Origin of the sequence: Paraburkholderia phymatum, assembly GCF_038900715.1 — a bacterium.
Classification (GTDB): domain Bacteria; phylum Pseudomonadota; class Gammaproteobacteria; order Burkholderiales; family Burkholderiaceae; genus Paraburkholderia; species Paraburkholderia phymatum_A.
This window is the reverse complement of record NZ_JAYMRZ010000012.1, coordinates 172,063-189,914: the sequence shown is the minus strand read 5'-3', so window position 1 is coordinate 189,914 and position 17,852 is coordinate 172,063. Positions and strand designations below refer to the sequence as shown.

20 protein-coding genes and 1 pseudogene are annotated in these 17,852 nt (G+C 60.5%); 11 read left to right on the top strand and 10 right to left on the bottom strand.

The window, feature by feature from the left end; all coding sequences use genetic code 11:
• Positions 1 to 225 precede the first annotated feature (225 nt).
• Together VSR68_RS22530 and VSR68_RS42865 are read right to left on the bottom strand one after the other, a co-directional pair.
• Positions 226 to 690: a helix-turn-helix domain-containing protein gene (locus tag VSR68_RS22530; RefSeq protein ID WP_342941952.1), complete on the bottom strand. Its 465-nt coding sequence runs from the start codon at positions 688 to 690 to the stop codon at positions 226 to 228.
• Positions 691 to 866: 176 nt separating this feature from the next.
• Complete coding sequence (locus VSR68_RS42865; protein WP_428983564.1) at positions 867 to 1,136, bottom strand: DUF5372 family protein; 270 nt, start codon at positions 1,134 to 1,136, stop codon at positions 867 to 869.
• Between the two features lie 14 nt (positions 1,137 to 1,150).
• Between VSR68_RS42865 and tnpB (VSR68_RS42860) the strand changes: the two genes are divergently transcribed.
• The 4 genes from tnpB (VSR68_RS42860) (at position 1,151) to VSR68_RS22515 (ending at position 4,853) form a co-directional block, all read left to right on the top strand.
• Positions 1,151 to 1,333, top strand: a complete 183-nt coding sequence (gene tnpB / locus VSR68_RS42860) for an IS66 family insertion sequence element accessory protein TnpB (RefSeq protein WP_428983563.1) — start codon at positions 1,151 to 1,153, stop codon at positions 1,331 to 1,333.
• A 29-nt stretch (positions 1,334 to 1,362) separates the two neighbouring features.
• Entirely contained in the window at positions 1,363 to 2,946 is a 1,584-nt protein-coding gene (tnpC, locus tag VSR68_RS22525) for an IS66 family transposase (RefSeq protein ID WP_428983558.1), read from the top strand.
• A 38-nt stretch (positions 2,947 to 2,984) separates the two neighbouring features.
• Positions 2,985 to 3,581 (top strand): plasmid pRiA4b ORF-3 family protein, encoded by a 597-nt coding sequence (locus VSR68_RS22520; RefSeq protein WP_342941951.1) that lies wholly within the window; start codon positions 2,985 to 2,987, stop codon positions 3,579 to 3,581.
• Positions 3,582 to 3,650: 69 nt separating this feature from the next.
• A complete protein-coding gene (locus VSR68_RS22515) occupies positions 3,651 to 4,853 on the top strand; it encodes a transposase family protein (RefSeq protein ID WP_342941950.1) in 1,203 nt (400 codons plus the stop codon).
• On the opposite strand, the gene tnpB (VSR68_RS42855) is transcribed toward VSR68_RS22515, so the two are convergent.
• Positions 4,812 to 5,114 carry an IS66 family insertion sequence element accessory protein TnpB gene (gene tnpB / locus VSR68_RS42855; RefSeq protein ID WP_428983557.1) on the bottom strand — a complete coding sequence of 101 codons (303 nt, stop codon included), beginning with the start codon at positions 5,112 to 5,114 and terminating at the stop codon, positions 4,812 to 4,814. The two genes, VSR68_RS22515 and tnpB (VSR68_RS42855), sit on opposite strands and share 42 nt — an antisense overlap.
• Positions 5,111 to 5,536, bottom strand: coding sequence for an IS66-like element accessory protein TnpA (tnpA, locus tag VSR68_RS22510; RefSeq protein ID WP_342941949.1), 426 nt, complete (start codon positions 5,534 to 5,536; stop codon positions 5,111 to 5,113). Before tnpA ends, tnpB (VSR68_RS42855) begins: the two co-directional genes overlap by 4 nt.
• Before the next feature lie 147 nt (positions 5,537 to 5,683).
• Here tnpA and VSR68_RS22505 point away from each other — a divergent pair, with 147 nt between their 5' ends.
• Complete coding sequence (locus VSR68_RS22505) at positions 5,684 to 7,306, top strand: SMEK domain-containing protein (RefSeq protein WP_342941948.1); 1,623 nt, start codon at positions 5,684 to 5,686, stop codon at positions 7,304 to 7,306.
• A gap of 270 nt (positions 7,307 to 7,576) precedes the next feature.
• Here the strand turns inward: VSR68_RS22505 and VSR68_RS22500 are convergent, their stop codons facing one another.
• A complete protein-coding gene (locus VSR68_RS22500; protein WP_342941947.1) occupies positions 7,577 to 8,068 on the bottom strand; it encodes a MarR family winged helix-turn-helix transcriptional regulator in 492 nt (163 codons plus the stop codon).
• A gap of 95 nt (positions 8,069 to 8,163) precedes the next feature.
• On the opposite strand from VSR68_RS22500, the gene VSR68_RS22495 reads away from it, so the two are divergent.
• Positions 8,164 to 8,511 (top strand): hypothetical protein, encoded by a 348-nt coding sequence (locus VSR68_RS22495; protein ID WP_342941946.1) that lies wholly within the window; start codon positions 8,164 to 8,166, stop codon positions 8,509 to 8,511.
• The gene (locus VSR68_RS22490) at positions 8,508 to 9,269 is read left to right on the top strand and encodes an SDR family NAD(P)-dependent oxidoreductase (protein ID WP_342941945.1); all 762 of its coding nucleotides are present in this window, start codon (positions 8,508 to 8,510) and stop codon (positions 9,267 to 9,269) included. The genes VSR68_RS22495 and VSR68_RS22490 overlap by 4 nt, the downstream gene beginning before the upstream one ends.
• 414 nt (positions 9,270 to 9,683) lie before the next feature.
• On the opposite strand, the gene VSR68_RS22485 is transcribed toward VSR68_RS22490, so the two are convergent.
• Positions 9,684 to 10,631: a LysR substrate-binding domain-containing protein gene (locus VSR68_RS22485; protein ID WP_342941944.1), complete on the bottom strand. Its 948-nt coding sequence runs from the start codon at positions 10,629 to 10,631 to the stop codon at positions 9,684 to 9,686.
• A 70-nt stretch (positions 10,632 to 10,701) separates the two neighbouring features.
• On the opposite strand from VSR68_RS22485, the gene VSR68_RS22480 reads away from it, so the two are divergent.
• Positions 10,702 to 11,421, top strand: coding sequence for a glutathione S-transferase family protein (locus tag VSR68_RS22480; protein WP_342941943.1), 720 nt, complete (start codon positions 10,702 to 10,704; stop codon positions 11,419 to 11,421).
• Between the two features lie 354 nt (positions 11,422 to 11,775).
• Here VSR68_RS22480 and VSR68_RS22475 read toward each other — a convergent pair whose 3' ends face one another.
• The 4 genes from VSR68_RS22475 to VSR68_RS22460 are packed head-to-tail and all read right to left on the bottom strand — an operon-like array spanning position 11,776 to position 15,321.
• Positions 11,776 to 12,405 carry a PqiC family protein gene (locus VSR68_RS22475; protein WP_342941942.1) on the bottom strand — a complete coding sequence of 210 codons (630 nt, stop codon included), beginning with the start codon at positions 12,403 to 12,405 and terminating at the stop codon, positions 11,776 to 11,778.
• Positions 12,402 to 14,069 (bottom strand): intermembrane transport protein PqiB, encoded by a 1,668-nt coding sequence (locus tag VSR68_RS22470; RefSeq protein ID WP_342941941.1) that lies wholly within the window; start codon positions 14,067 to 14,069, stop codon positions 12,402 to 12,404. Before VSR68_RS22470 ends, VSR68_RS22475 begins: the two co-directional genes overlap by 4 nt.
• Complete coding sequence (locus tag VSR68_RS22465) at positions 14,066 to 14,695, bottom strand: paraquat-inducible protein A (RefSeq protein WP_342941940.1); 630 nt, start codon at positions 14,693 to 14,695, stop codon at positions 14,066 to 14,068. Before VSR68_RS22465 ends, VSR68_RS22470 begins: the two co-directional genes overlap by 4 nt.
• Entirely contained in the window at positions 14,692 to 15,321 is a 630-nt protein-coding gene (locus VSR68_RS22460; protein ID WP_342941939.1) for a paraquat-inducible protein A, read from the bottom strand. The genes VSR68_RS22465 and VSR68_RS22460 overlap by 4 nt, the downstream gene beginning before the upstream one ends.
• A 111-nt stretch (positions 15,322 to 15,432) precedes the next feature.
• Between VSR68_RS22460 and VSR68_RS42850 the strand changes: the two are divergent.
• The 3 genes and pseudogenes from VSR68_RS42850 to VSR68_RS22450 form a co-directional block, all read left to right on the top strand.
• Positions 15,433 to 15,660 (top strand): annotated as a pseudogene (locus VSR68_RS42850) (TetR/AcrR family transcriptional regulator); the annotation flags it as partial.
• Positions 15,661 to 16,122: a hypothetical protein gene (locus tag VSR68_RS22455; RefSeq protein WP_342941938.1), complete on the top strand. Its 462-nt coding sequence runs from the start codon at positions 15,661 to 15,663 to the stop codon at positions 16,120 to 16,122.
• Positions 16,123 to 16,139: 17 nt separating this feature from the next.
• A complete protein-coding gene (locus tag VSR68_RS22450; protein WP_342941937.1) occupies positions 16,140 to 17,447 on the top strand; it encodes an NAD(P)/FAD-dependent oxidoreductase in 1,308 nt (435 codons plus the stop codon).
• The last annotated feature ends 405 nt before the right edge of the window (positions 17,448 to 17,852 follow it).

Sequence of the window (17,852 nt, the reverse complement as noted above, 5' to 3'; positions counted from 1 at the left end):
GCTCGAAGGACTGTGTGTACGGAGAGGACCGGGTACCGATCGGATCCAGTGGAGCACGCCCTGGAACCATCATGCGTGCCCATGCCCACATGCCTCGAGCAAGAAAGACGCTGAGTCCGCGGCGAGCCTCTGCGGGCAAGGCCTCGCCAAGCACGGCGGAGCGCAGCACCTCGTATTGCGCAGCGATTGCAGATGAAACTACCAACGGCCAAGCACCGGTTCGTGCTATTCCGCCGTTTTTTTTACACCGAAGGCGCGCTCGATCGTTCTAGGATGCACATCGAGACCAAATTCCTTGCGAACCAGCTTTGCCAGTTCGCGTGCCCGAATCGGTTCTCCGGGCGTGAACTGCGATTTGAGAAAGGCCAATACGTCGCCCTGGATCTTGTGTGGACCACGAGGTCCACGCTTCCTCGGGACCAAACCTGCGATCCCTCCTTCCTCGAAGTCTGCCCGCGCCTGATAGAAGGTCGGTCGCGAGACACCATATTCGTCGGAGATCTGCGTCACCGATGCCTTCTCTACCGAGACCCGGCGCAACATCTCGTACTTGACCTGCACGGCGTCGTGGGGATCGAAGAATCCGCCTTCCTGGAACTTGGGATCAAGAACGCTCTCTGGTGCCTGATTCAGCGTACCGTCTTCCGCGAGAACATCGGTCTTCGAGCGCTTGCGTTCGTTCGGTGGCACGGTCACTCCGAAAGTTTGCACGTTGTTGTAATTAAATTATGCCGCACAATGAAACTTGTCAAGCTCTATGATTATGAACAGTGGTGACAATAAATATGGGAAATATCAGCGAAGAGAAAAAAACAAAAGTCAGGATGTGCGGCGTTAATTACCTTACATAAGCGACATAATTACTCTTACATAGACGAGGCGTCCTCTGCATGCCTGTGCGAAGAGAAGCGTCTCACGAGGAGCGTAAGCTCCATCAAATCCGCAACCGTGAACAGCGCGCGAGCTCGTCCTATCGTAACTTCAGGATCAGGTTCGCTCATATCGGTCCACTTCGGAGGAACGGAGCAATAGCTCTTGTCGTCGATGCGCAGCAAGAGACGTCTGCCAGACCGGTTATAGCGTTCACCAATACACAGAAGTCGCTGCCCGCTGAATGGGTGAAACGGATGGGTAATGCGGACAAGGTGTTCTGAGGCAACAACAAGGTTCGCATTCCGAGGTATGTTACAAGCGACTCGAGAAGGGACGCTTCATTTGGCCTCAAGCGGACAGCGGCGTCATTTGCCTTAGCCCGGCGCAACTATCGATGCTGCTGGAGGGCATCGACTGGCGGCAACCGAAGAGAACGGCGCGACCGACTTCAGCGTTGTAAACGTCGCCGCCGGCGCGTAAACTGCCCGCATGACCCGTGCGAGCGCACTTCCCAACGACATCGAGGCTTTAAAGGCCATGCTGATCGAGCAGGAAGCCGCGCTGCGCGAGCGCGACACGCAAGTGGCGAAACTACAAGAGACGGTCGATTCACAGAAGGCCGCGCTGGTGTCGCGCGCGGCAGAAGTCGAACATCTGAAACTGCTCATTGCCAAGTTGCGCCGCATGCAGTTCGGCCGCAAATCGGAGAAGTTGGATCGCCAGATCGAGCAGCTCGAGCTACGTCTTGAGGATCTACAAGCCGACGAGGGGGCTGCTCCTGTCGAGATCCCGAAGAAGGCGCGCACTGCGCCGGAGGCCCCGCAACGCAAGCCACTGCCCGAGCATCTGCCGCGCGATACGCGCACTTATCTGCCGGAATCGGGCGAGCGTTGCACGCAATGCGGTTCCGCGATGAAGCAACTCGGCGAAGACGTTTCGGAGCAGCTTGAGTACGTGCCGGCGAGCTTCAGGGTCATCCGGCACGTACGACCAAAGTTCGCATGCACCTGCTGCGATCACATCGCACAAGCAAGCGCGCCGAGCCGCCCGATCGAACGCGGCTTAGCCGGCCCGGGGTTGCTCGCACACGTGCTCGTCTCCAAGTTCGCCGATCATGTGCCGCTTTACCGGCAATCCGTCATATATGCCCGCGAAGGTGTTGAGCTCGAACGTTCGACGCTGGCCAAGTGGGTCGGTCATAGCGCTGCGTTGCTGCACCCCCTGGTCGACGCCATTCGTCGCCACGTGATGGAGGCATCGAAACTGCACGCCGACGACACTCCCGTGCCAGTGCTCGCGCCCGGCAACGGCACGACCAAGACCGGACGACTATGGGTGTACGTGCGCGACGATCGGCCATCAGGCGATGCAACGCCGGCTGCTGTATGGTTCACCTACACGCCAGACCGCAAGGGCATTCACCCGCAACAACATCTCGAGTCGTTTGCCGGCACATTGCAAGCCGATGCCTACGGCGGCTATCGAGCGATTTACGAAACCGGACGCGTAGTGGAAGCAGCTTGTTGGGCCCATGCGAGACGACAGCTGTATGAACTCCACGTCGCGCGGCCGAATGCCTTCAACACTGAGGCCCTCGAGCGAATCGGTGCGCTCTACAAAATCGAAGAAACCATCCGCGGCAAGCCTCCCGACGAGCGTCGCGCCTATCGCCAGTTGCATGCCAAGCCTTTGCTCGATCAGCTTCATACCTGGCTAAGCGAGATGCTTGCCACTCTCTCGCGAAAATCGGATACGAGCCGCGCAATCCTCTACGCGCTCAACCGCTGGGAGGCGCTGACGCGCTACTGCGATGACGGACGACTTGAAATCGATAACCTGCCGGTTGAGCGCGCCCTGCGCGGCGTAGCCATCGGGCGGCGCAACTACCTGTTCGCGGGCGCAGACTCGGGCGGCGAACGTGCCGCTGCCATTTACAGCTTAATCGGCACGGCCAGGCTCAACGACATCGATCCTGAGACGTATCTGCGACACGTGCTTGCACGCATCGCAGAGCATCCGATCAACCGCGTTGATGAACTACTACCGTGGAACGTGAGCACTCTAGTGGGCTGAAGCGATAATACGCCTCGACCTTCGATTCTCACTACGCCATGGCCAAGTCCTACCGACTGTTCACTCTGCACGCGCAAATCCGCGACATCGATCCTCCCATCTGGCGCCGAGTGCAAGTCGAAGGCAGCGACTCGCTGCGCAAGCTTCATCACATTCTGCAGGCCGCATTCGGCTGGCACGACGCACATCTGCACGAGTTCGAGATCGACGATAACAGCTACGTCATGATGGACGTCGAAGACATACTCGAATTCATGGACCCGAAAAAAACGTTCGACGATAGAAAAGTGAAGCTCGAGAAGGTCGCGTATCAGGACCTCCGCTTCGTCTACAAGTATGACTTTGGTGACTGCTGGGACCACGATGTCGTAGTGGAGAAAATCGACATCATCGATGCCGAGCCTGACGGCTCTGCTTATATCGTCGCTGGAGCGCGCGCATGCCCGCCGGAAGACGTCGGCGGTCCACACGGATATCAAAGGTTCCTCGAAACGCTACGCGAGCAACCCAGAAGCGAGGAAGCGCGCGATTTGCGGCGGTGGGCCGGGCGCGACTTCGATGCAGAGTTGTTCGACCGCCGCGCCGCAAACGCGGCGCTTCTGCGAATGGCGGCTAACGGCTGGGGGCGAAAGTAACCGCCATTCAGGTCAAGACGGTGTCGGCGCGACGCTTACAAGCAAATCAGCGCCGCTACCATTGATCGGATGCTGCGGGACGTGCGGGATCAAGCATTCGCCGGTCAACACCGGCGTGCTGGCGGAGTCGGCAATGCGATTCGCCGTGCGGTGCCGATCCGCACGTTCTCTGACTGGAACGATCCGTTGCCCGGCTATTTCGAGGTTGATTTCGTCGAGCATTGCGGCGGCACCAAGATCGACGGCGACTTCGTGCACAGCTTCGTGATGACAGATATCGCAACCGGCTGGACCGAATGTCTAGCCATGCCGTATCGCAGTGGGGCGTTTGTTCTCGAGCACGTCGAGCGTGTTAGCCGTGCCTTGCCGTTTCCACTGCGTGGTCTGGATTGCGACAACGATACCGCCTTCATGAATGAAGCCGTGTTCGACTTCTGCAAGGCAACGAGTATCGAGCTGACACGCTCACGCGCATACAAGAAAAACGACCAGGCTTGGGTCGAGCAGAAGAACGGATCAATCGTGCGTCGCCTCGTCGGATATGGCCGGTTACGAGGCCTCGAAGCCACAGAAACGCTAGCCTCGCTTTATCAAGTGTCGCGGCTGTACATCAACTTCTTCCAGCCCTCATTCAAGCTGAAATCGAAGACACGTCACGGCGCGAAGGTGACAAAGCGCTACGAAGCGCCATTGACGCCGCTCGAGCGCGTGCTGCGTTCGGCTTCGGTGCCGGAGTCAACCAAGCGCCGACTGCGTACCCAGTTCAGGACGCTTGATCCACTGGACCTCTTACGTCGAATGCGCGAAGCCCAACAGCGCGTTGCCGAATGCAGCGCGTCCGGCACGGCGCCGACAGCGACAAAAACAGCGGATCAAGTTCCACTTGCGGATTTCCTGGCAAGTCTTGGGACAGCGTGGCAGGCGGGCGAGGTACGGCCGACGCATCACCGAAAAGCGCGCGTCCCACATGACTGGCGCACGCGCGAGGATCCGTTCGAGCATACCTGGCCGAAGATACAGCAGTGGCTCGAAACGGAGCCCGGCATCACGGCGAAAAAGCTCCATGAGCGTCTCACCGCGATGGCTCCCGCCATGTATTCCAGCGCCCAGTTGCGCACCCTGCAGCGCCGCGTGAAGGCGTGGCGATCGAATCGAGCGCGGGAACTGGTGACCCGGATACTCGACGGCGCCGACGCAATGAAGGCTGACGCTGCTACGCAGCGCCAGCCTTCATTGCAAAACAATCGCACGGTGACAATTACCCGGGAGTAACATCCTCCCGTGAGGCAACACGTGTGGCCAGATAAAACGGCCTCGCTCCAAACGCTTTGCGACCAACCAAAGCCCGTCGTCGGTCGCCCACAGAAGCTTCACGAGATCGCCGCGGCGCCCGCGGAAAATGTACAGGTTGCCACCCAGCGGATTCTCCTCGAGCGCCATTTGCACCTTGGCAGCCAGGCCCTGGAAACCGCAGCGCATGTCCGTGATGCCCGCAACAAGCCAGATACGCGTACCGGTTGGCAGAGAAATCACGAGCGCAGGCTCCCCAGCACCGTCCGAAGCATCTCAGCGTCGACAATGCCGTCGACCTTGACCACTGCCCGGCCGATTCGAACCTCGATTGAACCGGCCGGCACAGCCGGCCTCACGACCTCAGACTCTGGCAGCGCAGGAGGTTCATTGACTGATGACACCTCGTTCACGATTGCTACTGGAACGAGTTGCACTGCCTCGGCTTGCTGTTCCGCCAGATACCGGCGCCGCCACGTGAACACGAGGTTTGCGTTCAAGCCGTTCTCACGGGCCAACCTGGCGATTGACACCCCTGGTTCGCAAGCTGCCATCGCCAGGCGACGACGGAATTCGGGGCTATGGTTCGGGCGTCCTTTACGGCTGCCGGGCCTCTGTGTTGGCTCTGACAAAATAGTGTCCACCACTTCGAAAATGATGGACATCACTCTGATGCCGATCCTCGCGGCCGTCTATGACGGCCATCCCGAGCCGCTTACCAGCAGGGCATCGTCGAGTCAGAGCTGTCCGATTGAAGGGGAAAGCTACGTTGCCCTGAAACGCGATCATTTGAAACAGGGTATCTGAGACCAATGAACGGGATTGAAACTGGAGATGGTTCAAGGAACGCGGTGCTGGACCGATTGGCTCTCGCGCTGTCCATATTCAAGGACTATGTCCAAATCAAGAACGGAGGGTTCCTGTTCGACAGCAGTCGCCTCGCGGAGACCTTGATGTGTGACCTGCTATCGGACCTCTGTGGTTGGGGACCATTCAGTAATCTGAACATGGAAAATCCCAACCATGCGGCTATCGATCTTCTCTCGCTCGACGGAAAGACGGGGGTGCAGGTTACCTCGACACGAGGCATCGAGAAAGTGAAGGACGCAATTGAAAAGTTCGTGGCGTTGGATCCGAAGCCTGAAAAACTCTATATCGTGATGCTCTGCGGGCGGCAAGACAGTTACAGCGAGGAGTCTATCGGAAAGAGTCTCGGGAGTTCCGGCTTGGATTTCACTGTCGGCAAGAACATCCTCGATCTCGGGGGACTATTCAATATCGCCCAATCGCGCAGCGAAGCTCGAATCGGTGATGCGGTCGCTCGTCTGGAGAAAGAACTTGGACAACGAGCGTGTGGACTACTAAGTGGATTCGACAGGACGGCCGATCGTGTTTTAAGGATACTGACCTCTCACGACCTGCCGCCGTCCAGCATCGTTCAGGCGCTGCGGGTCGATCCTGGCGTGCCACGTGCCGCCTTGACGACGGCGCACGGACTACATCCATACCTGACTAGCGAAACCTGTGAGGCTATATCCCGGGAATTCAATGTCCCGCTCGACTGGCTAAACGGTAGCTCGGAGCGGATCGGAGAATACTTTGACTCCTCTCGGTGGCGTTCGCTCGGAAACGTGAAAAGTCTGCTTCGCGACATTCTGGATCGTTATGGTGGCGCGCGGTTCATTTTTGTATTGCCCGACGACATCGAAAATCCGTTCCAGGCCGGCAATAACAAGCCTTGCGGTTATACGGTTTGCAATTTTGACATCGAGACGCCGGTGCTGGTCTTCTATGAGGCACAGGGAAGATTCAGCAATGTTTTCGTTCATCTGGGTATCCAGCCTTGGTGCGTTCCTCACCACCGGAAAGCCGCAATTTTTTTGGGAACCGTGCTTCGAGATCTCGCGCTTCAGTCTCTGGGCAATTTTGGCGCCCGATGGGTACTGTGGCCTAGGGAGCGGATCCTTGCGACCCAACAGGAATGTCTTTTGTCTGAGATTGCGGACGAGCCCGTTGGTGTACCTTTGGACGAAACCGACGCCGTGACGATTGTTGATGGCCAGTGGCACTTTGTTGACTGCATCGATTGGGAAGAGGAATTCAACGACGAATTCGTTCCTGCGGTTCGCAATCTAGTTGAGAGCGCGCGAGACGACGGGTATACGGAAAGCATTCTTGCGCAGATCATTGCGGAGCACGCAATCGTGCAGAGAATTCCGCGACCAGTGACGGGAACGAGCAGGTTGTTTGGAGCCCAGGCGTGTGAACTCGCGGAGATGTGCGATGTCCCCGTTTGGTGCGCAGATGCCCAGGGCCTTGTGCAGAAAATGCCGGTGGCAGATGCGCGAAAGGCGATAGCTGAGCAGATGGTGGCCGAACAGAATGACGTTGCATCTCTGGTCGTCTTTCTCGACGTCTGTCCGGCGCCAGAGTAAATGGTATGGGCAACGACGATCGCAGGAACTGCAATCCAGCGTTTCCTGTCCGGATGCATTGAGACCTCCTGCACCCAGTCCGCATCGTCGGCCTTACGAGGAGGCCCTTGCCTACTTGGTGCCTTATCGTTTGACGCGTGACGTGAAATGCTTATAGAGTCGAGACGACTTGGTTAAACCCTCGTCGGTTCGCGATTTCTTCACTCGCGTCACTCGCGAGCAGGAAAGACATAGAGTCGTTTGAGGGGCTACGAACGCAGGGGGACGATCTTACTTCCACCGTCGAGCATAGCCCGGATGAACGCCGCGGATCAGGCCCTGCTCATCAGCGATGCGCTGCAGGAGCGTGGCGAGTTGCAGGCGCTCATGTTCATCGAGTGCAGCCAATAGCGTCGCCTGGTGGTCGCGCGCCGCGTTCCGAAGCGCCTCGCCCATGGCGCGGCCAGCCTCAGTAATGACGAGTGCATGGCGGCGCCGATCCTGCGCCTGCGCCTCGCGCTTGATCAAGCCCTTGGCCTCGAGCTCATCGACGAGGCCCACGATGCGGTTCGGAAGCGTGCCCAGCGCATCGGCGAGTTCCTTCTGCGTCATGCCGGGGGTGGCGCTCAGAATGCGGAAGGTTCCGGCATGGCCGGGCGTCAACCCGAGACATGAAACCCGCTCGGCGAACAGCCGCGCGGAATGTGCCCCGAGCTGTGAAAGCAGGAAGGCGCCGCCACCTTCCGAATCGCCAAGCTTCGTCTCTTGCTTTTTCCTGCGCATTCCACCTCCGACAAAAATATTCTTCTTGAAGAATCGTTCCTAATGAGGAATTATATGATTGCGGCACATCGAAGTCTTGCCGAAGGAGCCGTCGCATGAACCGTTACATGATCATCTTTCGCACGACTCGCGACCTCACGCCCGAGGAGGTTGCGCGGCGCTCCGCCGAGATGATTCAGCAACGGATCGCCGCCGCGCGCAAGTCGGGCGTCGCTATCGATCCCCGACCACCGGGCCGGACAATCGCCACGGTCGGCGTGACCGATCACGACGCCGCCGCGCCCGTCCCGGTCGATCCAAGCCTGGCCATGAACATGTATCTCGATGCTGGGAGCGCTGACGAGGTGCTGGAGCAGGCGTGGGCTTACCCGAGCCTGCACTATGGCACGACACTCGAGCTTCGCGCCCGGGCGCCGGCAACCAGCGTAACGGTTGACGCATGACACGCTACTCCGACCTGGCCGGCAAAACAGTGCTTGTTACCGGCGCCTCCAAGGCGCTCGGCGCGGAGACGGCGCGCGCCTTTGCAAAGGAGGGCGCGCGGGTGGCCGTCAACGGCCGCGACGTGCAATCGATCGAGAGTGTGGTCGCCTCGATCCGTGATGCAGGCGGCGACGCTGTTGGCATTGCCGCCGATGTCACAAACGCCGACGATATCGACAGGCTGCGCGCCAGCGTGACGGAGCGGTTCGGCTCGCCCGACATCCTCGCCTGCTACGCCGGCGGTCTTGGCTACCCGATCCCGGTGCTGGAGCTCGATGAAGCTGGCTGGCGCCGCACTTTGGATGCCGATCTCACCTCGAAGTTTCTTACGGTGCGCGCCTTTGCGCCGGCGATGTGCGAGAGGGGAAGCGGCGCAATCATCCTAATGAGTTCTGCCTCGGGCCGGCTGGTCTCAGAGGCTTCAGCTGCCTACGGCGCGGCCCAGGCAGGGACCCTGATGTTGATGCGCCATCTAGCGCAGGAGCTTGGGCCCTCTGGAGTGCGCGTCAATGCGATTGCCCCGTCGATCGTCCGCAACGAAAAGATTGATCGCAACATGCCGCCTGAGCTTCAGCGCAAGGTCGCCGAGAGCCGCCCCATCCGAAGGCTGGGAGAGCCGCGGGACATCGCGGAGGCGGCGCTCTTCCTGGCGTCGTCCGCCTCGTCGTTGATCACCGGCCAGGTGCTCGACGTGAACGGCGGCAAGGTGATGGTCTAGGAAAGTGCCATGGGAACGCCCTCCGCAGCCGCACGAGCACTTTAGACCTGGGCGCTTTCACTTCTTGCGGCGCTCTACCTTCTTCGCGGTATGCTCAAGTTTCCCGGGACTGGCTGGCGGCCGCCGACGGTTCTGACCGTCGTCGCCGGATTGGGCGTACCGCCTGCGCTGACGGTGCGCGCCGGCACAGCCGTTCCGTGGCGGCGGCTGCACATCGCAGAGCTCTAATTGCTCGGTTTCGTCGTCAACTCCGTTCTTGTCGTCGCGCTTTGGGCCGGCCCTACGATGACTGCCTTGCATGTGAAAAAGCGATGCTCGGTTTGACGCCAATATCGGTCGACGGTGTGTAGGACTTACTCAATAGATGGGACGGGCGATTCGCGCCGAAGCGCCCAGCATGGCTGGGTGCCGATCCTAGTCGAGCCTTGTTGCTGGCTTGGAATTCGAACTCGGATCTTGCGCTAGAAAGTCTATGATCGCGCGCACGGCAGGAAGCTGGCCTCGGCGGTGCGGGGTAAGGATGGTGGATGTCACGTTGCCGGCGCGCCACTCGGGCAGTACTCGAACCAGCCGATTATCTTCGATGGCAGACTCGACGATGGCCCGCGGGAGTGCCGCAATACCTAATCCCGCTTCTGCCGACCTCAATAGCGCGATCGACTCGTCTGCGAAGAGCCGAGGAATAGTGGACACGCTCACTTTCTGGCCGCCGGGACCGAAGAGCGTCCAATCTGCTGCAGATGCGCCTATAAGCAGGCCGTCATGGGTACCTAGGTCACTAGGAACTGAGGGCGTTCCCCGTCGCGATAGGTAGTCAGCAGAAGCGACAAACACGATTGGTTCGACCCTAATCTGCCTGCTCAACAGTCCCGAGTCGGGGAGGGGTGCGCGGTGGCTTCGGATGGCAATATCGAAACCCTCTTGCACGAGGTCGACAAAACGGTCGGTCACATGCAGCCGAATCTGGAGCTTCGGGTATTTGCGTGCGAGCATTGGCAGTTGACGTGCCAAGCGAAATTGCGTGGCTGGAACGGAGGCCGTCATGCGAACGACTCCGGCCGGTTCGGATAGCCGTCGGTGTGCGACTTCCTCGGCCGCTTCTGCTTCGATGAGAGCGGCGCGTGCATGGTCGTAAAACTCATGTCCAACATCGGTCAGGACAAAACTACGCGAGGTGCGATGCACCAGCAGGATTCCCAGGGCGGCTTCGAGTTCGGCGACTCTCTTGCTCACCGTAGATTTGGGGCATCCGAGCCGGCGGCTGGCGGGTGCGAACCCGCCGGCATCGATAGCCTGCACAAAGAAGTGGAGATCGTTCAGATTGAACACGACAAAGTCCATGGGTGTGGACATTGCTGCCATGATAGGCCGTCTACCGCGCTTAAGTCCACCGAATTAACATACCCATGGATACTGACGGAGGGAGTGATCCATGGTTCCCATACTTCTGGCGGGCTTTCCGCAAGGAAGCTCGCTTGGGCTTGTCGCCGCTCTGGAGTGGTTGGGGCAACCCTATAGGCTGTCGCGAGTGAAGATGCCGGACGACATGCTGACCGACGCCTATGTGAGGCTAAACGGCAGGCGCGAAACACCCGTTCTGATCAGCGACGAAGGCATTCTCACTGAAACGATGGCAATCGCGCTTTGGATAGAGACGCGCGACAAAGAGCGCCGAGTCAGTTTCCCGGCAGAAAGTCCTCAAGCGGATCATCTGCACCAGTGTATGGCTTTCTTGAACAGCAGCTATACCGCAGCATTCAGCCCATTATGGGCTGCCCTAGAGATGAAGGGAGTCTCCGACGAATTCCGCGAGACGCTCGGCAGTTTCGGTCGTGGCGCGGTTAGGAAGCGGCATCGACAGCTCGAAGCGATGCTTGGCCACAGTGCTTATCTCCTTGGAGAAAGACCCACCCTGGCAGATGCACTCTTCATTGGCGTGGCGCGCTGGGCGGATTTTCATCGGGCAATTGATCCAAAGGACTTTCCCCGTCTTCGTGCACTCAGGGAGAGACTGGAAGCCGATCCCGCCGTTGAGTTTGCGCACATCATCGAAAACGGCGCACAGGCTGCCGGAAGCGGAGCTCTCCTCGAGCTTGTCCCGCTTGAACGTGTGGTGAGCGAAACCGTACGAAGCTCAACAAGGCTTTCCTGAGCTAAAAGCCAGAAAGCTGGAGCGGTCTGTCGCGCAAAGGCCGGTCGGCGGGGGTAATTGTCGCCGTTCAGCGCGCGGCCAAAGTAGTTCTACATCATGGGCGGCATCAGGGCGCATCGGGTGTCGCGCGCTGTCGCCGAACGGCCGGCGGCGTTGCCGTGTCGCACCGACATGGAAATCGATCTCATCGCGCCAGGCGATCCGCCGCTTCCCATGTTTGCGCTCGCGAAACCACAGCTTGTGCAGTCGCTAGCGTGTTGCATCGACTTCGTTGAATCCGTACGTTCTGAGCGGATGAAACAGCATCGATGTGCGCCGGAGAGGAGCAGGCGAGACGTACGCTGCAGCTAATCGTCACGCTGCCGGACATGCTGCGTTTCCGGAGCTCGCGACACTGCGTGCCGCTGTTGCGATCTGACTGGCCAGAAGGCCAACCACCTGCTGCTGCGCGCGAACCATTTCCGGGTAACCACCCTGCGTGGCCTTTTCCAGGTAAGTATGGCAGGTCACCCGCGCATTGCCCGCTTTCTGCCGTACACCGGTGCTCCAGTCCGCCTCGAGCTGTACCGACCGTCCGGCCCAGGCATCAAGGCGACGGATCTGCACCCGGATGGTGACGACTGCACGATCCTGGGGACGTGGCAGGCCTGCGATATCGTATGTGCCCAGTTGATCAACGACCCCAGAAGAGATTGCGGACCTCAACTCGTCACCCAGGGGCGATACCCACCGCTCGCCGTCGAGCACGGCCACGCTGCCCCCGCTTTCCCGCACGACCAACTGCTGTTGGTCGAGTTGTGCCGGAACGCCAACTGGGAAGACGTCGACGGCGAAAGGAGCAGCTGCTGAAACGGTCACGGCGCTTCTGGACGGGCGCGGTTGAACCAGCGTGTAGTAATGTACCGGAGCGGAGGCACAGGCAGCAAGCATCAGCGTGGAGGCCGCCGCCAGATCTGCCAGTGCAGTGTGAAGAGAGAAGCTCATCGGACAGGCTCCCGGTCAGGGGAGGTCTTAATCGGGGTAGCCGGTGGCACAGGCGGTGGATCGGCGGTCTGACCGCGCAGCACCGCTTCGGGGTGCCGTCCCAGCAGGTCGGTCAGTGCACGAAGCGAACGCGCGGTGCGTTGCAGCTCCTCGAGCGTTTGCCCGAGGCTCTCCTGCAGCGGACCGTCTTCCGAAAGCACGTCCCGGGCAGCACCGAAGCTCTGGCGGGCCTGTCCCAAGGTCTGGGTCGTAGCGGGCAGAACCTGACCGTCGATGTGCCTCAGAGTGCTATCGAGGTCCGTGAGGCTTGCATCCAGGTGCAGGCCAATGGAATTGAGCGGCATCCTGCTCAGCTTGTCCACGATGGTGGTCAGCTGTTCCTGCATCTTTCCAAGACCGGCGTCAATGGTCGGAATAGAGAGCGGTCGCGCGTCCGCGTCGAACGCCACCTTTGGAGCACTGGGCACGAAGTCGAGGGCGATGTAAAGCTGGCCCGTAAGCAGGTTGCCCGTGCGTGCCTGCGCGCGAAGGCCGTGCGCCACCATGCCTGCAAGGAACCGGGCCGCTTGCCGGTCATCGTCGTCGCCGGGTCTGGGCAATTTCTGCTGCACCGGGCCGAGCCGCTGAGGGTACGCGACGCAGCCCACAATCGTAGGAAAGCGCTGCGTCTGCGGGTCGTAGTCCAGTTTGATTGACGTCACGCGTCCGATCCCGACTCCTGAAAACTCGACGGGTGCGCCAACAGACAGTCCGCGCAGCGGCTGGTTGAAGCGCAATTCGATAAACTGCGAAGGGCCATCGTCGGTTGCCATTGCGGTTTGCTCATCCCTTGCGAGCGAGAACTGGCTGCCCGCAGGCGCGGGCTTGGCCGCGCCGTCTTCGGGCGTGGCGAACGCGATGCCGCCGGCCATGATCGTCGCGACAGACTGGGTCTTGAGCTTCAGACCGTCGGCGCCGAGCGACACGTCCACGCCGCTTGCATTCCAGAACCGGCTAGCAGTGGTGACAAACCGGTCGTAAGGCGCATCCACGAAGATCTGAAGTCCCACATCTCGGCCGTTTGCATCGAGTGCATACGAGGCGATACGGCCCACCTGGATGCGCCGGTAGTAGACAGGCGAGCCGATGTCGAGAGAACCCAGGTCCGGCGCTTGGACCGTGAAGTGGGTACCGGGCGTGCCGTTGACCACGGTCGGGGGCGTTTCGAGCCCCGTAAAGACCCTCCTGGGCTGCGGTGACCGGCCCGCGTCGACGCCAATGTATGCGCCGGATATCAGCGTATCGATGCCCGAAACCCCACTCATGCCGATTCGCGGCCGTACGACCCAGAACCGCGTATCGGCGCGTAGCAGCTTCTGCGCACTTTTCACAAACGACACCGATACGGTCACGCGCGACGCGTCATCGCTCAGGGCAATACCGCTCACGGTACCGATCGCGACATCCTTGTATTTGACCGGCGTCTTTCCGGCTTCGAGTCCTGTCGCCGTGTTGAACGAAATGGTGACTTCCGGGCCGGTGGACAGCCAGGTGTGTACCAGCATCGTCAGTCCGATCAGTACAGCGACAAGCGGCACCAGCCAGATCAGGGAGAAGCGCCAGCGGTACCGCGTAACCGGGGGATCCTGCGGTTCGGGCGTGGGGGGACCCGCGACGGGGCTCATGGTTCCTCCGCATCCCAGATCAGCCGGGGATCGAAACTCATGGCGGACAGCATGGTCAGAATCACGACGACTCCAAAGAAGAGAATGCCAACTCGCGGCTCGATACTGGCGAGCGCGCCGAACTTGACGAGCGCGGCGACGATGGCGACGACCAGCACGTCGAGCATGGACCAGTAGCCGACCAGTTCGATCAGCCGGTAAAGCCGGGCGCGCTCGCGCATTGCCCCGCGGCTGCGTCGTTTCGTGGTAAGCAGCAATGTTGCAAGCGCAAGGAATTTTGTGCACGGTACGGCGACGCTCGCGACAAAGATCACGATGGCAATGCCGTACGAGCCGGACTTCCAGAACTGCACGACGCCACTCATGATCGTGTTGTCGCTGCCGCTACCGAACGCCCTGGTGTACATGATTGGCAGCACATTGGCGGGCACGTAAAAGACAAGCCCGGCGATCAGGAACGCCCATGCGCGCGCAAAGCTGTCCGGGCGGCGGGGATGCAGCGTCGAGCTACAACGTGGGCATTTCCACGGGCCCCCAACGGAGGTTGAGCCAGGCAGCCTGCATACGAGGCCGCACGTATGGCAGGCAATCATGCCGACCGGATGGGCGCGCACGGGCAATGTCATGCCGAATCTACCGCCGCTGGTCCACCGGATTCGGTCCAGTCCCAGAGCGGACGGGTATCGCGACTGGCGATGAGCGTTACCAGCACCATCAGTGCAGCATTGGCCCAGAGACCGGCTCCTGCCACGACCTGAACGAGGTCCGACAGTTTGATGCTGGCCACGAGGATGCCGAGCATTCCGACCTCGATCATGCTCCATGGTCTCAGCAGCGCCAGCACGCGCATAACGGGGGCAAACGCAGGGGCGCGGCGGCGGGCGCGCGCGAACGCCAGTACCCAGCCGAGCAGCATGATCTGCAGTGACGGAACGATGATGATGGCGAGTGCGGCAGGCAAGGCGATCGGGGCGGCCGCACCATGTGAAAGCGCGAGCGCCGAGCGCCAGAGCGTCGTATCGTTGTGCCTTCCATCGAGACTGATGCGGATCACCGGGCACACGTTGGCGATAACGAACGTGACTGCGGCAGCGATGGTCAATGCAAGCCAGGGATCGAGGGCAAGCCATGTCGACCGGTACAGTACCGCTGCGCAGCGTTCGCAATGGGCGACTTCGTGGCGTCCCAGCGGTCGGCGCCGGTAGACGCTGTCGCAGTGCTCGCAGGCAATCAGGCCGGGGAGTCGTTGCATGGCATCGTGGCTGGGACTAGACGAAAGCGTCTATTTTGATTAGATTGGAATCGTGTGTCTAGTTTGTGACGATCCGTGCATGACGACTGCAATCGGTGAGAGGGGGACATTGTGCCGGCAGATTCGCAGGTAGCGTTGCCGGTTGGGAGCCGGATTCGGACTGCGGGCCGCCCGCCAATCCAGTCACGCGGCCGCGCGCGGGTTGAGGCCATTCTGGACGCGGCCGGGACCATTCTTTCGGAGAAGGGGCTTGCCGGGCTGACTATGCACGGGATTGCCCGCAGTGCGCAGACATCCATTGGGTCGCTGTATCACTTCTTTCCTGATAGGGAGAGTGTGGTGCAGGCGCTCGTCGATCGGCATCAAAACGGAATTCGGGAAATCAATGGCGAACTGGGTAAGGTGTCGCGCGAGGTCTGGCGTTCGTCGTCAGCGGCCAATGCGATAGCAAGACTGATGATGCCGTACGTCGAATATGTGCAGCGATATACCGATTTTTTTCCGCTGATGCATGGCCGGCGGTCAGACGAAAACACCGCCAGCTTCATTCAGGGAGTCAGACGTATGCTTGATGCCCGACTTCCGACGTCTAGGCCTGCTGCCCGGGATCGTTATGCCGCGATGCTGCATGCGATTGCCGCCGGCACACTGCACATCGCTTTTGTGCAAGACCCCGACCGGCTGCCGTTTTATCTGGAGGAGGTGGTTCGAGCGATGTCGGTCTATCTGGCAGACATCGAGCGCACATCGCGGAGATCTGACGCAGAGGATTCGACGGGCGTCGGCAGCGCGAACGCTTGACTTTAGGATAATACTAAATGGGATACGGCCAGCAGCGTAAGCGCGTTCTGATCGTCGGTGGCGGCGTAGCCGGGCTTGAGACGGCGACGTCGCTCGCACGGAACTGGCGCGGGCGCAACGACGCCCCCGAGGTCATGCTTGTCGATCGGGACTCGGCTCACGTCTGGAAACCGATGTTGCATACCATCGCTGCGGGAACGCGCGATATCGCGCAGCAACAGACCCCTTATGTCGCGCAGGCCCGTGACGCAGGTTTCGCTTATCAGCCGGGGGAGATATGCGGTCTGGACCGCGCACGCCGCGAGGTTCTCATTGCACCGCTGTATGCACCGGACGGGCGCGAGCTGATTGCTGCGAGGCGTCTTGCCTACGACGCGCTCATCGTCGCAGTCGGAAGTGAGGCCAATGACTTCGGGACGCCTGGTGCCCGAGAGCATTGTTTCCGGATCGATTCACGTTTGCAGGCGGACGCGTTTAACCGGGAGGTACGTATCCGGATTCTCCAGTGCCTGGCGAAAGACGAATCGCTGTCGATTGCGATCGTGGGTGGGGGAGCGACTGGTGTCGAGCTCGCTGCCGAGATGGTGCAATTGACCCAGGCGGCCGTGGCGTACGGTGCAAAGGGGCTTGCTTCACGCATCAGTGTGACGCTCGTCGAAAGCGGACCACGGTTGCTCGCAGCGTTCCCGACAGACATCTCGACGGCCACGCAGCAGAAGCTGGAGGCGCTTGGCATCAAGGTCCTGACGTCGACAAAGGTCACTGACGCAACAGTCGAAGGGTTTTTGCTGGCCAGTGGCACGCAGCTGCCAGCATCGCTGAAGATCTGGGCAGCCGGCGTCAAGGCGCCTGAATTTCTGCTGGACATGGACGGGTTGGAAACCACGCGCGGCAACCAGCTCGTCGTGCTCCCTTCGCTTCAGACGACCCGGGATGCCAATATCTATGCGATCGGCGACTGCTCGAGCCTCAAACTGCAAGGTGCACAACGTCCGCTGCCGCCGACGGCCCAGGTGGCAAGTCAGCAGGCGTCGCACCTGATTCGCCATCTGCCGCTCGCCATGGAGCGCGGGCAGCCGGTTCCAGCCTTCGCGTATCGGGACTTTGGCTCCCTCGTCTCGCTGGCCGACTATGACGCGTATGGATCGCTGGGCAAGTTCGGTGTGTTCAAGGGCGCGACCTTTCATGGACGGCTCGCGCAGGTGAGCCATGCCATGCTTTATCGTCGTCACCAGGCGCGGCTCTTCGGATTCTGGCGTGGCGGGTTGATATGGCTGGCCGATCGGCTCAATTCCCGTCTCCGGGCTCCGATTCGTCTGGATTGACATCCTCGGGGCGATCTCCTGCTTCGCACCGGCGGTGCGGATGTCGCTGCGGTCCCGGGATCAATGCTTTGCGAGCTGTTCGTCGATGGTCTGCAGCAGGCGTGGATCATTGGGATCGACGTCCGGCGATAAAACGCGCCACCACGTCGCCCTGCCTGTCCGCCAGAAATTTTTCGAAATTTGACAGGACTTCGCCGGACGCCCCCGTATCAACGCCATAGTCCTTCGGCCGACCGCGGAACGGTCCATCGCCTGTCGCAGGAGGCTGTACCGGGTCAGCGCCGTGTCAACTTCCGAGGCGCGAGCGACCGGACGCTGATTTATTCAACGGCATCGATGAGGACGATTAGCGGCGCCGCCCATTAGCGCTACTCGCCGCGCAGGGTGGATTTGACGCTTTGGTTT

Coding starts and splice junctions, on each gene's coding strand:
- tnpC (WP_428983558.1), top strand. CDS start 1,363: ATGACCCGTGCGAGCGCACTTCCCAACGACATCGAGGCTTTAAAGGCC.
- VSR68_RS22520 (WP_342941951.1), top strand. CDS start 2,985: ATGGCCAAGTCCTACCGACTGTTCACTCTGCACGCGCAAATCCGCGAC.
- VSR68_RS22515 (WP_342941950.1), top strand. CDS start 3,651: ATGCTGCGGGACGTGCGGGATCAAGCATTCGCCGGTCAACACCGGCGT.
- tnpA (WP_342941949.1), bottom strand. CDS start 5,536: ATGTCCATCATTTTCGAAGTGGTGGACACTATTTTGTCAGAGCCAACA.
- VSR68_RS22505 (WP_342941948.1), top strand. CDS start 5,684: ATGAACGGGATTGAAACTGGAGATGGTTCAAGGAACGCGGTGCTGGAC.
- VSR68_RS22500 (WP_342941947.1), bottom strand. CDS start 8,068: ATGCGCAGGAAAAAGCAAGAGACGAAGCTTGGCGATTCGGAAGGTGGC.
- VSR68_RS22495 (WP_342941946.1), top strand. CDS start 8,164: ATGAACCGTTACATGATCATCTTTCGCACGACTCGCGACCTCACGCCC.
- VSR68_RS22490 (WP_342941945.1), top strand. CDS start 8,508: ATGACACGCTACTCCGACCTGGCCGGCAAAACAGTGCTTGTTACCGGC.
- VSR68_RS22485 (WP_342941944.1), bottom strand. CDS start 10,631: ATGGCAGCAATGTCCACACCCATGGACTTTGTCGTGTTCAATCTGAAC.
- VSR68_RS22480 (WP_342941943.1), top strand. CDS start 10,702: ATGGTTCCCATACTTCTGGCGGGCTTTCCGCAAGGAAGCTCGCTTGGG.
- VSR68_RS22475 (WP_342941942.1), bottom strand. CDS start 12,405: ATGAGCTTCTCTCTTCACACTGCACTGGCAGATCTGGCGGCGGCCTCC.
- VSR68_RS22470 (WP_342941941.1), bottom strand. CDS start 14,069: ATGAGCCCCGTCGCGGGTCCCCCCACGCCCGAACCGCAGGATCCCCCG.
- VSR68_RS22465 (WP_342941940.1), bottom strand. CDS start 14,695: ATGACATTGCCCGTGCGCGCCCATCCGGTCGGCATGATTGCCTGCCAT.
- VSR68_RS22460 (WP_342941939.1), bottom strand. CDS start 15,321: ATGCAACGACTCCCCGGCCTGATTGCCTGCGAGCACTGCGACAGCGTC.
- VSR68_RS22450 (WP_342941937.1), top strand. CDS start 16,140: ATGGGATACGGCCAGCAGCGTAAGCGCGTTCTGATCGTCGGTGGCGGC.